We start from the raw sequence: 13,364 nt of genomic DNA, 5'->3' as shown, positions 1-13,364 counted from the left end.
GCGTATGCGCTGCACAAACCTACAGCAATTTTCCACCCAACCGGAAGCGTTATGCAAAAAATAATAGTGGCCGTTACCGGGGCGAGCGGTAGCATCTATGCCAAGGTGCTGCTCGACAAACTCGTGCAGATGAAGGACCAATGGTCGGCCCTGGGCGTGGTCATGACAGAGAACGCCAAACAAGTCTGGGAAACCGAAATGGGCGACGACAGCTACCGCAGTTATTCCCTCCCCTTTTATACCCAAACCGACTTCCTGGCACCCTTTGCCTCGGGGTCCGGGCAGTACCAGACCATGATCGTCGTCCCCTGTTCCATGGGGACCCTCGGCCGGATCGCCTCGGGGACCAGCAATGACCTCATCACCCGTGCCGCGGACGTCGTCCTCAAGGAGCGCAGACGGCTGATCTGTGTCATCCGGGAAACCCCCTATAACCTCATCCATATCCGGAACATGGAAACGGTCACCCTGGCCGGCGGGATCATTTGTCCGGCCACGCCTTCCTTTTATAGCCGGCCCACCACCCTTGCCGAAGCTGCAGGAACGGTGGTCGACCGGGTTTTGGACCTGGCGGGGTTGCGCGTGGATACGTTCCGCTGGGGCGGGGCCTAGCGGCGTTCACGCCGAAGGCGCGGCCGCGAGGCGCCACGGGCGCGGGCCTATTGGTCGCTGGCCTCGGCCATCCCGAGCTCTCCCGGCTTCTCATACACCTGAACCGTCAGGTGCCATTCCGGCATGGTATAGGACAGCAGAAGCTGTACCCGCACCTTGTGAAACTCCTCCCCCGCGGGATCCAGGGTAAATTCGATGCTGTTGGTCTGTTTGGTCTCGTCGGCCTGGTGGAATCCGCCCTCCAGCTTATACACGACGCCCGGGTGCAACCGGGTGATGCGCGCGTGGTGAAGCGCGTCGTAGGTCTCCTGGTACGCTTTTTTGGCCTGGTCGAAGTCGTCGATGACCGGCAGGTCCGCTTTCCAGCAGGCCGTCGTGTCCCCAGGCGTGTTAAAGACCGAGATTGTGCAGTTGTCGGCCCCCTTCAGCTGGAGCAGGGAAGCATAGTCGATGGCTTCGGGATTGTTGGCTAAGAGGTCCCCCTTCAGGTGAGCCAGCCGCGTCGGCATTTCGGAGATCACCCGCTCTACCGCATCGGTCAGGGTGAAGGAACCGGACGTTTGGGCAAACACCGGGCATAGCGGTGCCCCCAGGAGGAAGCAAAGGAGTAATTTTTTCATGGAACGGAATTGTGCACTGAAAGATACACAATTCCGCGGAATAACTAACGTGGGGGTATAACCGAAGGTCGCCAGACGCTGTCGGCGCGCCGCTGGCGCTTAGCGCAAGTCTACCACATCCACCCCCGGATACTTCTTCTGATCGAAGACGAAGTCCTCGTCCTTCACGGCGGGGCTGTTGGGGGTAAAGCTGTTGAGGGTGTAGGTAAAGTGGGTCCCGTTCTTTTGGAAGACCTTGGTGCTGACGATGTTCTTGGTCAGCCTGCTGACGTACACCAGCACCTTGAAGAAGGGTTTGGTTTTATCGTTCGGCGTCAGCTCGATTTCCTGGGCGCTTTTGCCGTTGACGGGGACGGTCCCGTTGAGCTTGTAGAGATAGTCTTTGTCGTAGAAATTGGTCAGGAGGGTCTGGGGGGTGATGGCGTGGGCCGTGGGGTCAACCTTGTCGATCTTTACCTCGTTGGAGGATTTGTCATACGACCAGGTATTGTTGCCGTCGCAAAAGATCTCCTGGCCCGGCAGCGAAATACGATACTTGGTGCCTTTCATGGCAACGGTCCCGGTTTTCTTCCCGTCCACTTTGCCGTCGGCGTTTTCGATGGTCAGCGTAAATCCGGCTTTCACACTCTGGTAGCCCTTGAACCTGGTGCTCACCTGGTCCAGCAATTTCTTGGCGTCGGGGTCGCTTTGGACGGACGGACCACCAAGGGCGGGCGCCTGGGCGTGGACAGCAAGGAAAGAAGACAACACAATAGCAAGAGTAGTAAAAAGATATTTCATGTGCGCAAAGGTATTCATAGTTTGACTACCAAATGGGAGCGGGGTTGGGAAAATACGGGGCTTTTAAGAAATTTTTGACGAGCGGGCCACCGGGCCGCGGCGGCGAGGCGGCGCATTGCCGCCTCGGGGCCTTATTGTTGTAAATAGTCTTCCAGCTCCATCATCGTCTTCATCAGGACCTCCCTCGGCTTGCTTCCCTGGCTGGGTCCGACGATGCCGGCGGCTTCGAGCTGGTCCATGAGGCGGCCGGCCCGGTTGTAGCCCAACTTCATTTTCCGCTGGATCAGGGAGGTGGATCCCTGCTGGCTCTGCACGATCAGCCGGGCGGCTTCGTCGAAGTACTGGTCCCGGTCACCGATGTCGAAATTCCGGCCCTCCTCGTCTTTTTCATCCACGTATTCCGGGAGACGGAAGGCTTCGGGGTAGCCCCGTTGTTCACCGATAAAATCCGTTACTTTTTCCACTTCGGGGGTGTCCACAAAAGCACACTGTAAACGGACGATCTCCCCGTTAAACGATATAAGCATATCGCCCCGGCCGATGAGCTGCTCGGCGCCCCCTGCGTCGAGGATGGTCCGGCTGTCGATCTTGGACGACACCTTGAAAGCGATACGGGCGGGGAAGTTGGCCTTGATGGTCCCCGTGATGATGTTCACCGACGGGCGCTGGGTGGCGATGATGAGGTGGATGCCCACGGCGCGCGCCAGCTGGGCGAGACGGGCGATGGGCATTTCGACTTCTTTGCCGGCGGTCATGATCAGGTCGGCGAACTCGTCCACGACCAGCACGATAAAGGGCAGATATTGGTGCCCTTTTTCGGGGTTCAACCGCCGTTTGCTGAATTTCTCGTTGTATTCCCTGAGGTTCCGGCAACCGGCTTCCTTGAGCAGGTCGTACCGGTTGTCCATCTCGATACACAGAGCGTTCAGGGTGTGGATGACCTTTTTGGTGTCGGTGATGATGGCTTCCTCTTCTCCCGGTAACTTGGCCAGGAAGTGCCGCTCTATGGTCCGGTAGATGCTCAGCTCCACCTTTTTGGGGTCGACCAGGACAAACTTCAACTGGGAGGGATGCTTCTTGTACAAAAGGGACACCAGGATGGCGTTCAAACCCACCGACTTACCCTGACCGGTAGCCCCCGCCATCAGGAGGTGAGGCATGGACGCAAGGTCCACTATAAAGTTCTCGTTATCAATCTTTTTCCCAATCGCTATGGGCAGGGCAAACGAATTGTTCTGGAACTTCTCCGAAGACAGCAATCCTTTCATGCCGACCACCGTCTTTTTGACGTTGGGCACTTCGATCCCGATCGTTCCCTTCCCGGGGATAGGAGCGATGATGCGGATACCCAGGGCAGCAAGGCTAAGGGCGATGTCGTCTTCCAGGTTTTTGATCCTCGAAATACGCACACCCGCCGCCGGTACGATCTCGTACAGGGTTACGGTGGGGCCCACGGTGGCGGCTATCCGCTGTATGGAAATGTCGTAGTTTTTGAGGGTATTGATGATCTGCTCCTTGTTGGTTTCCAGCTCACGGGGGTCCTGCACGATCTTTTCGCTCCCGTGGTTGTCCAGCAGGTCCAGGGAGGGATATTGATAGTCGCGGAGGTCCAGGACGGGATCGTAAGCGTCGAGTGTTTCGATGGGTTTGCCCGTGGTGACGGGTTCCTCGGGGATGTCGTCCGCAGACGGCTTGATTTCCAGCGTCAGATCGCTGGGCGGCGGCACAGGACGGTGAATACCGCGGGGCGGCGGGGGCGAAGAGGGCGCAGGCGGGGGCGGGGCCGCGGGTGGGAGCCCGGCCTCGACCTCTTCCTCGAATTCCTCTTCCTCGATGTCATCCTCGTCGTCGTCATCGTCGTCGCTATCGTCGTCGTCTTCTTTTTCCACCAAAATAAACTCCGGCTCTTCTTCAGCTTCTTCCTCCGGCACCACGATCATCGGGGCGTCACCTTTTAAAGTGTTCTTTTTACCTTTTTTCCCCGCAATAAAAAGCTTGGCGCCATCGTCCTCCGGGGCAGCGGCAGCGTTGGCCGCAGGAGCCGCGACCGGCGAGGGCGCCGCGTCAGAAGCCGGTGCTTCCTTGGGCACGCGAGGCTTTCTGGCCGGTAGCTTGAACACCGGGTTAAACCTCCAGATGACATACACAAAACCCCCGACAAGGATCAGGATCGTCGTCCCCAGCTTCCCCAGGAACCCCTCCAGCCAATCGCTGACGAGGGTCCCCACACCACCTCCATAGGGAAAGGACCAGGAAGAAAAGAAAAAACCCAGCGCCGTGGAAAGGAAGAACAAACCCACCAACAGGTATTTCAGGTTCCGCGCAATGGAAAAAATCTTGTGCCCGAACAGCAGGTTCGCGCCGATGACCCAAAAAGTGGAGCAAAAAAGATACGAAGCCAGCCCGAACCCTTTGTAAATAAAAACGTGGGAAATGTATGCCCCCAGCGAGCCTAAGAGGTTGGCGATGTGGAGGTCGTTGGGTTTCAAGATGGCCAGGCCGCTTCTGAAGATCTCATCCTGGTCTTCCTTCCAAGTAAACAGATAGGAGGTGAATGCAATAAAAAGGAACACCCCTGCCAGGAGCAGGGCGATCCCTATGATCTTTTGGGTGCGCTCGTCCCTGACCAGCTCCTTAACGGGTACCTTGACGTCCTTTTCGGGCAGCAATTGCGCTGGAGAGGGTTCTTCCTTCTTAGGGTCTTTTTTCGGAGATTTCAACCGGTTACCAGCCATAGGCACAAAGATAATGACTATCTTGAAAGGTAATATTTTATGCTGTTCCATTCGGGGTGTCATCGGCTATTCTTCCTCTGTCTCATCCTGGGGCTATTCCCCCTTTTTACCCGGGCACAAGACACCCTCAGAACGAGCCATGTCGACGACGCGTTGCACATCGACAGTGCCATCGGGATCTATGTCGACACCGCTGAGAAAGTCACCCCGGCAATGCTCCCGCGGCTTTCTTATGACACCGCCCTGATCACGCGGTTCACCCAGGGTGTACCCACCAATGTGGTCAGTCTCCCCTTTTACTGCCGGTTTACCTTGATCAACGACCAGGACTCCAGCAGGTCCTTCTATTTTTTCCCCGGATATTACTTCCGGAATATCGTCCTGTACAAGGACAGCGCAGGGCAGGTCGTCACGCTTCCCGAAATCCGTCCATCTCACGGAGAGATGGGCTGCCGGCGGTTTTCCATCGACGCCCGTACCCAAACCACCTTCTTTTTCAAAGGCAACCTGATCAAGGCCAACACCAACTGGATGGCCCCCGCACTGATCGAGCCACGCTTTCTCACCAACTATTTCAAGATCCTCCGGTTCAACGCCGTGCAGCTCAACGTCGTGACCTTTGTCTTTTGCGGCATCCTGCTGATGATGATCATTTATTCCTTCACCAATTTCACCCAGAACCTGCGGGGAGAATACCTTTTCTACGCCTTGTACGGGTTGTGCATGACGACCCTGTTCTTCATCAAGGCGTTGTTTTATCGTGAAGACCAACCCTTTTATTTCTTTTTCGAGGAGTATTTCGACTACGTCATACAAGTCTCGGGGTACTATTGCTACATCAGTTTTACACGCCACCTGCTCGACACCCGGACCAACTACCCCGGGCTTGAAAAGGCCTTCCGTACCGCCGGCAACCTGCTGCTCCTGTTGCTGGCCGTCTACTCCGTCGTGTATTTCAGCGGCGGTCCCTACAAAGTCATGAACTCCATCGAAAACGGCGGCAAGTATTTCCTCATGGCCCTGGGCATCTTTTATGTCATCGTCGGTTTTGCGCAAAGGGACAAGCTCATGAACTACCTGCTGGCCGGTAACCTTGCCGTGCTGGGGCTTGCCGTAACCTCGCAATGCATCATCGTCTTCAAGGTCCGCTTTACCTATACCAATTCCTTTTTCAACCAGGCCCTTTTCTACTATGAGCTTGGCGTCGTGCTCGAACTGGTGCTTTTCCTGGCGGCGCTGGCCTATAAGAATAAAGACGAGCTCATCGAAAAAGTCAAGATCGAACAGGCCATGAAGCTCGAACAGGAAAAAAAGGAATTCGAGACAAAGCTCGCCATTATCCAGGCCCAGCAAGACGAACGGAGCCGCATATCCGCCGACATGCACGACGAGCTTGGGTCCGGTGTCACTGCGATCCGGCTGATGAGCGAGCTTGCCAAAAGACGGCTACCCGCACAGTCCGTCCCGGAGATCGAAAAGATCTCCACCTCCGCCGGGGAACTCATGGACAAAATGAACACGATCATCTGGTCCATGAACGCCACCAACGACTCCGTGGCCAACCTCGTTGCCTATATGCGGGCTTTTGCGATCGAGCTGTTTGAAAATTCCTCCATGGTTTGCCGGGTGGAGGTACCCGAATATATCCCCGACATCGAGATCAGCGGGGAGAAACGGCGGAATGTCTTCCTCGTCGTCAAGGAGGCCCTCAACAACGCCATGAAGCATTCCAAAAGCGACCGCCTGGAATTGCGCATCCGGCTGGAAGACGAGCTCCACATCGAAATACACGACTTCGGCCAGGGCATCCAGACTGAAAAAATGCGTCAGTTCTCCAGCGGCCTCACCAACATGCAACGGCGCATGGAGACCATCGGGGGAACCATCTGGTTCAAGAATGAGAAGGGGACGACGGTCGGGCTAAGCTGTCCCTACTAGCGCTTCAGGAACCCGAGCAGCATGCACACCCACCCATAGATAAAGAAGAGCCCGCCGATCGGCGTCAGCACCCCCGCAGGCCCCAGCGACCCACCGTTGATCTTGAGCAGGGTGATCGCATATAACGACCCGCTGAAGAGCACGGTGCCGATAATAAACCCCCACCCCGCCCGGGTCATCCAGGCCGAAGGAAACTGCGCATATACGATCCCCGTTAGCAAGAGCGCCAACGCGTGATAAAACTGGTATTCCACGCCCGTATGGAAGACCCCCACGGTGGCCTCGTCCGTCATGCGTTTGAGGGCATGCGCGGCAAAGGCGCCCAGCCCCACGGAAAGGGCGCCGAGAAGGGCGCCCGTGATTAAGAATGTCTTTTGCATTTATCCAGGATTTTCTTGAAGTTCTCGTCGGTCAGGTAAGGCGTGTAGAAGTGATATACGCAGCGGTGGTAAAACGGCTCGCGTTCCGCCAGTTTCCCTTCTATAAAACCCGCGAGGGTATCCGCATTGGTATGCGCGATCACCGGCCGGTGCCCGAGCTCCGGCAGCAAACGCTCCACCAGCGCTTCCAGCGGCGTCTTCAACCAGATCGTAATCCCCGCTCGCGACATGCGCTTCATGTTGTCGTGAAAACACGGTGTCCCGCCCCCGCAGGCAATGATGGCATTGCTTTTTGAACACATCCGCGCCAGCGCGTCCCGCTCGATCCTCCGGAACGCCGGCTCCCCCTTTGTTTTGAAAAGCTCGCTGATGGTCATTCCTTCCTGCCGCTCGATCACGTCATCGAGGTCGTGGAATTCCAGGTCAAAAGCCGTTGCCCACCGGCGTCCCCAGTAGCTTTTGCCGGACCCCATAAAACCGTTTAGGAAGTAAAGCATGGGCGCAAAGATACAAAAAGGGCGCGCGGCCACACAAAAAAGGCGAGCCACTAGGGCTCGCCTTGGTTATGACGTTCTCGTAAAATACTACTCAGCCTTCGGAGCTTCGTCGTTTTGGTCGAGCTTCTTGCGGAGTTCGGCCAGGACACCCAGGTCACCAAGGGTCGTCTTTTCAACCCGGCTCTGGATGTTCTTAACGGCTTTCTTCGTCCTTTCCTGGTCGGCGCGGGCTTCCTTGCGGGCAGCCTCTTTCTCATCGTGCTTCGACTGTTCCCAGATACGCGCGTGGCTGACCACGATGCGCTTCTCGTTGCGGTCGAACTCGATCACCATGAACTGAGAAGTTTCTTCGGCGCCGATGCTCTTGCCGTCCTCTTTCGCCAGGTGGCGGTTGGGGGCAAAACCTTCGAGACCGTAGGGCAACTGAACGATGGCGCCCTTGTCGTCCTTCTTCACAACGGTACCTTCGTGGATGGTGCCGATGGCAAAAGTATCTTCGAGGGCATTCCAGGGATCTTCTTCCAGTTGTTTGTGACCCAGTTGGAGTTTCCGGTTGTCCTTGTCGATCGACAGGATCACCACGTCGATGCGGTTACCCGTGCGGGTATACTCGCTGGGGTGGTTAAAGCGCTTCAGCCAGCTCAGGTCGCTGATGTGGATCATGCCACCGATACCGGGTTCCAGCTCCACGAATACGCCATAGGGGGTGATGTTCTTCACCATGCCGTTGTGACGGCTGCCCTGCGGGTATTTGATCTCGATCGTCGCCCAGGGATCTTCGCTGAGTTGCTTGATGGACAAGCTCATCTTGCGTTCGTCCTTGTTCAGCGTCACGATCTTCGCGCTGTGCTCGTCGCCCAGCTTGAAGAATTCCTTCGCATTGATGGGGTTGTTTGCCCAGGTGATCTCGGATACGTGCACCAGGCCTTCCACACCGGGGAGGATTTCCAGGAATGCACCGTAGTCTTCGATATTCACTACGCGGCCCTTGACGATTTCGCCTTCGCGGATGTGCTCAGGCAGCGTATCCCAGGGATGCGGGGTGAGTTGTTTGAGACCGAGGCTGATGCGCTTCTTCTCGTCGTCGAAGTCCAGGACCACCACGTTGAGCTTCTGGTCCAGTTTGAGGACTTCGCTCGGGTGAGAGATACGGCCCCAGCTGATATCGGTGATGTACAGGAGACCGTCCAGGCCACCGAGGTCCAGGAATGCCCCGAAATCGGTGATGTTTTTGATGGTCCCTTCGAGTACCTGTCCTTTTTCGAGTTTGCTGATGATCTCGGCGCGTTGTGCTTCGATATCGCTTTCGATAAGGGCTTTGTGGGAAACCACGGCGTTCTTGATCGCTTCGTTGATCTTAACGACCTTGAACTCCATCGTCTTGCCCACGAACTGGTCGTAGTCGGTGACGGGTTTGACGTCGATCTGCGAGCCCGGCAGGAAGGTTTCCATACCGTACACGTCGACGATCAGACCGCCCTTCGTTTTGGAAGTCACCACGCCGGTAACCACTTCGCCGGTGCGGTGCATTTCCACGATCTTTTCCCAGGCGCGGGTGATGCGGGCTTGTTTGCGGCTCAGGTGCAGGTGACCGTCCCGGTCTTCTTTTTCAACAACCATGACTTCCACGTCGTCCCCGATCTTCAGGTTCGACAGGTCACGGAATTCGTTGAGGGAAACCAGGCCGTCGCTTTTGAAACCGATGTTGATGACGACGTCCGTCTTGGTCATGCCTACCACGTTCCCGGTGATCATTTCACCGTCGTTGATGACCTTGAAGGTGCTGTCATACACGCCATCGTACCTTTGGCGATCTTCCTTAGGATAGGTCGACACGTTGCGTTTGTCGATGCTCCAGTCGAAATCGTCGTGTGCGGTATCGAACTGGGTCGGTACGGGTACTTTTTTTGTCGCTGTAGCCTCCTGGACGGGAGCCTCCTGTACATCAGCGTTTACGGGGTTTACAATTTGTTCTTCTGACATAAATTTTTATTTCGGACTGCAAAAGTACGAATAATTGGGGGAAAAAGAAAGGGCCCTTCCGGGCCGGGCAGGCGTTCGCCGTTCAAGGTACATTGTAAAAAAATGTAGCCGTTCTGAAGAATCAGAACGGCTTGTTGCAATCATAACCCTCAGCTAACATAATGATTAGCTAAAAAGTTGAAATAAGTTTACTAATCAGAGCCTTGACTGGGAAATTACCCCTGGAACATACATACGTATAAATACCTGGTTTGGATTTCGGGGAATAAAAAAAGTTCACCTATGGCTAAGTGGCTGCAAATCAGCGATGGCGCGGGCGGCCACGAAACCGCTTGTCCAGGCGTGTTGAAAATTATAGCCACCGGTGATGCCATCTACGTCCAGAATTTCTCCGGCAAAATACAGCCCCGGCACCCGCCGGCTTGCCATGGTCTGGGGATCTACCTCCGCCAGGCGGATGCCACCGCAGGTGACAAACTCTTCTTTAAAGGTGGTCTTCCCCTTTACCGTCAGCTCCAGCGCGCAAAGATGTCGGATAAACACGTTTTGGGCCGCTGCGGGCAGGTCTCCCCAGCGCATCCCGTCGGGTATCCCGCCCGACGCCGCCAGGAACTGCCAAAGCCGTTGCGGAAGCCCCCACAGGCTTCGTTTGGTCACCGCCTGGCTGCCCTGCTCTGCACGCATTTGCTGAAAAAGCGACCGTACCTCGTCCTGCGTATGGGCCGGCACCCAGTTGATCAACAATGTAAAGTCATACGCTTTGTCCGCCAGCTCGCGGGCACCCCAGGCACTCAGCCGCAGGACCGCCGGGCCGCTGCAACCCCAGTGCGTGATAAGGACGGGGCCGCGTTCCACGAGCTTGCTCCCCGCGATCTTCACTTGCGCATCCGGCACGCTGACGCCCATCAGCTCTGTAATGGGATGCCCCGGCATATTGAACGTAAACAGCGAGGGGAGCGGCGCCTCGATCGTGTGGCCGAGGGCCTCCAGCCAGGCAAACGACGCGGCCTTCGGATAGCCGCCGCATGCGATGAGGACGGCGTCGGCGTCCAGGGGGCCGCCGGAAGTGTCGAGAAGAAAGCGCCGGTCTTCGCGTCGCATCCCCCGCACCTCGCGGTTCAGCAGGATCTGCACGCCATACCGGTTCGCCTCGTGCACGAGGCAATCGACGATGGTTTCGGAGCGGTCGGACACGGGAAACATCCGCCCGTCGTCTTCCGTTTTCAGGGCGACGCCCCGCTCCCGAAACCACTCGATCGTATCTGAAGTAAAAAAATGAGCGAACGCCTTTTTGAGAAAGTTCCCGCCTCGCGGATAGCGGCGGATCATATCGGGAATGGAGAAACAGGCATGGGTGACATTACACCGGCCGCCCCCGGACACCCGGACCTTGGACAGCACCTTGGCGCTTTTTTCCAGGAGGACGACCTCCAGCCCCGGTGACAACCGGGCGGCGTTGACCGCCCCGAAAAAGCCCGCGGCGCCGCCGCCCACGACGACCAGGCGCTTATGAGAGACCGGCGCACCGCCGCTATGCGGTAACGGCCGCAGCATGCTGGTAATAAGCGGAAGCTAAGTGTGGATTCGCGGTTTCGGCCGCCTCGATCTTTGCAAAAGAAGACAGGACGTCCGCCTTGCCCCTGCGGACGCAGACGGTATGCTCGAAGTGGGCGGAGGGTTTGTTGTCCGCCGTAAGGACCGTCCAGCCGTCGTCGCTATACGTGACTTCCTTGACACCCAGGTTGATCATCGGCTCGATGGCGATCACCATCCCTTCTTTCAATTTTGCGCCCGTCCCGCGTTTCCCATAGTTGGGCACCTGGGGATCTTCGTGCAGCTGGCGGCCCACGCCGTGACCCACCAGCTCGCGGACAACGCCATACCCCCTTTGTTTTTCCGTATAATCCTGGATCGCAAAGGAAATATCTCCGACGCGGTTACCGACGTGGGCCTTTTCGATCCCTTTGTACAAAGACTGACGGGTGGCCGCCAGCAATTTCAGGATGGCTTCACCGGGGTCACCGATGGCAAATGTATAGGCGCTGTCGCCGTGAAAACCGTTTTTGTATACCCCCACATCCACCGATACGATGTCGCCATCCTTCAGCGGTATATCATTGGGAAAACCATGCACCACCGCGGCATTGACCGACATACAGGTGGCGAAGGGGAAACCCCGGTATCCTTTAAAGGAGGGTTTGGCGTCCTGGGAAAGTATAAACTGCTCTGCAATCTTGTCCAGCTCCAACGTCGTCACACCCGGGCGGATGGCTTTGGCCACCTCAGCAATCGCGTCTCCCACCAGCAAGGCGCTGACGCGGGCAAGGGCGATTTCGGGCTCCGATTTATAATGAATCATGCTTCAAAAAGTTAGGCCCGGAGGGTTACTCCGAGCCTGCAAATATCGTAAAAAATTTACTCTCCTTAAAATACACCGGTGGCACCGGTGGTCGTGGCCGTCGTGCGGCCCTGTATCCTGCCGGTCTTCATCAGGCCGTCGTACTGGCGCATCAGCAGGTGGGTTTCCACCATCTGCAGGGTGTCCAGGATAACCGCTACTTCGATCAGAAGGGAGGTTCCGCCGTAAAAGGTGGAAAACCCGGCCGTTACGTTCAGGTTCCGGGCAATACCGGGAAGGATCCCGACGATGGCCAGGAAAATGGCGCCGGGGAAAGTGATCCGGTCCATGATCGTACCGATATAGTCCGCGGTGGGTTGACCGGGTTTTACACCGGGGACAAAGCCGTTGTTGCGTTTGAGGTCGTCGGCCACCTGTTTAGGGTTGAAGATCAACGCCGTGTACAGGAAGGTAAACGCGATGACCAGGATGCTGTAGATCAGCATGTACCAGATATTCCCGTGGTCGTTGAATATCCGCGCGATCCCCGCGGTCGGCTGGAAGTTGGAGAGCAGACCGGGGATAAACATGATCGCCTGGGCGAAGATGATCGGCATCACACCGGAGCTGTTCACTTTCAGCGGCAGGAACTGGCGTGCGCCGCCGAACTGCCGGTTACCGATGATCTGTTTGGCATAGTTCACCGCGATCTTGCGGGTCCCTTGTACCAGGACGATCAGCGCCATGATGGTCAGGATCAGCAGGGCGATTTCGATCAGGAAGATCAGCAGACCGCCGCCGCCCCTCGTTTGCTTGCTCGCAAACTCCTGGGCCATGGAGGCCGGGAAACGGGCCATGATGCCCACCATGATGATGATGGACGTACCGTTCCCCAGACCCTTGTCGGTGATTTTTTCACCCAGCCACATCACGAACAGGGTACCCGCCGTCAGGAGGATCACCGTCGTAAAGGGGAAGAAAAAGGCGAAGGAAGGATAGATAGCACCCCCTGCAATCTGGGGGCTTTTCAGGTAGGCCACATAGGCACCGCCCTGGAACAGGGTCACGATGGCGGTGAGGTAACGGGTCCACTGGTTGATCTTTTTACGGCCGCTTTCCCCTTCCTTTTGGATCTTCTGGAACTGGGGCACCAGGATGGAGACCAGCTGCATGAAGATGGAAGCGGAGATATAGGGCATGATACCCAGGGCAAAAATAGATGCGTTGGAAAAGGCGCCCCCGGCAAACGAATCGAAGATACCGAGCATCCCCTTGCTGGCGTTCTGACTCAGACCGGCCAACCCTTTCGGGTCGATACCCGGCAACACGATGTAGGAACCTACCCGGAAAACAAGCAACAGCAGTAAGGTGAGGATGATCTTATCACGCAGCTCGTCAATACTCCAAATATTTTTCAGGTTCTGTATGAACTTCTTCACTGAGATGGAAATTTAAGACCAAAATAAAAAAGACGCTGGAGA

At 56.6% G+C, this 13,364-nt stretch carries 11 protein-coding genes; 2 read left to right on the top strand and 9 right to left on the bottom strand.

Annotated features, from left to right (window positions below):
* Window positions 1-51 precede the first annotated feature (51 nt).
* Window positions 52-612 (top strand): UbiX family flavin prenyltransferase, encoded by a 561-nt coding sequence (locus EDB95_RS08555; protein WP_133992615.1) that lies wholly within the window; start codon window positions 52-54, stop codon window positions 610-612.
* Between the two features lie 47 nt (window positions 613-659).
* Here the strand turns inward: EDB95_RS08555 and EDB95_RS08550 are convergent, their stop codons facing one another.
* The 3 genes from EDB95_RS08550 to EDB95_RS08540 form a co-directional block, all read right to left on the bottom strand.
* The gene (locus EDB95_RS08550; protein WP_133992613.1) at window positions 660-1,232 is read right to left on the bottom strand and encodes a hypothetical protein; all 573 of its coding nucleotides are present in this window, start codon (window positions 1,230-1,232) and stop codon (window positions 660-662) included.
* A gap of 99 nt (window positions 1,233-1,331) precedes the next feature.
* Complete coding sequence (locus tag EDB95_RS08545) at window positions 1,332-2,012, bottom strand: LolA family protein (protein WP_162852521.1); 681 nt, start codon at window positions 2,010-2,012, stop codon at window positions 1,332-1,334.
* Window positions 2,013-2,143: 131 nt separating this feature from the next.
* A complete protein-coding gene (locus EDB95_RS08540; RefSeq protein ID WP_133992609.1) occupies window positions 2,144-4,747 on the bottom strand; it encodes a DNA translocase FtsK in 2,604 nt (867 codons plus the stop codon).
* 39 nt (window positions 4,748-4,786) lie between these two features.
* Between EDB95_RS08540 and EDB95_RS08535 the strand changes: the two genes are divergently transcribed.
* Window positions 4,787-6,685, top strand: coding sequence for a sensor histidine kinase (locus EDB95_RS08535; protein ID WP_133992607.1), 1,899 nt, complete (start codon window positions 4,787-4,789; stop codon window positions 6,683-6,685).
* Here the strand turns inward: EDB95_RS08535 and EDB95_RS08530 are convergent.
* The 6 genes from EDB95_RS08530 to secY all read right to left on the bottom strand — a co-directional run bounded on the left by EDB95_RS08530 (window position 6,682) and on the right by secY (window position 13,322).
* Window positions 6,682-7,065, bottom strand: a complete 384-nt coding sequence (locus EDB95_RS08530) for a DUF423 domain-containing protein (RefSeq protein WP_133992605.1) — start codon at window positions 7,063-7,065, stop codon at window positions 6,682-6,684. The genes EDB95_RS08535 and EDB95_RS08530 overlap by 4 nt on opposite strands.
* Window positions 7,047-7,562 (bottom strand): shikimate kinase, encoded by a 516-nt coding sequence (locus EDB95_RS08525; RefSeq protein ID WP_133992603.1) that lies wholly within the window; start codon window positions 7,560-7,562, stop codon window positions 7,047-7,049. The genes EDB95_RS08530 and EDB95_RS08525 overlap by 19 nt, the downstream gene beginning before the upstream one ends.
* An 87-nt stretch (window positions 7,563-7,649) precedes the next feature.
* Complete coding sequence (gene rpsA / locus EDB95_RS08520; protein WP_133992601.1) at window positions 7,650-9,545, bottom strand: 30S ribosomal protein S1; 1,896 nt, start codon at window positions 9,543-9,545, stop codon at window positions 7,650-7,652.
* A 276-nt stretch (window positions 9,546-9,821) separates the two neighbouring features.
* Entirely contained in the window at window positions 9,822-11,099 is a 1,278-nt protein-coding gene (locus EDB95_RS08515) for a BaiN/RdsA family NAD(P)/FAD-dependent oxidoreductase (protein WP_133992599.1), read from the bottom strand.
* Entirely contained in the window at window positions 11,077-11,904 is an 828-nt protein-coding gene (map, locus tag EDB95_RS08510; RefSeq protein ID WP_133992598.1) for a type I methionyl aminopeptidase, read from the bottom strand. The genes EDB95_RS08515 and map overlap by 23 nt, the downstream gene beginning before the upstream one ends.
* Window positions 11,905-11,969: 65 nt before the next feature.
* A complete protein-coding gene (gene secY, locus EDB95_RS08505) occupies window positions 11,970-13,322 on the bottom strand; it encodes a preprotein translocase subunit SecY (RefSeq protein ID WP_133992596.1) in 1,353 nt (450 codons plus the stop codon).
* Window positions 13,323-13,364 lie beyond the last annotated feature (42 nt).

Source organism: Dinghuibacter silviterrae (assembly GCF_004366355.1).
GTDB classification, from domain to species: Bacteria; Bacteroidota; Bacteroidia; order Chitinophagales; family Chitinophagaceae; genus Dinghuibacter; species Dinghuibacter silviterrae.
The sequence above is the reverse complement of the archived record's forward strand: the minus strand, read 5'-3'. Positions and strand labels throughout refer to the sequence as shown.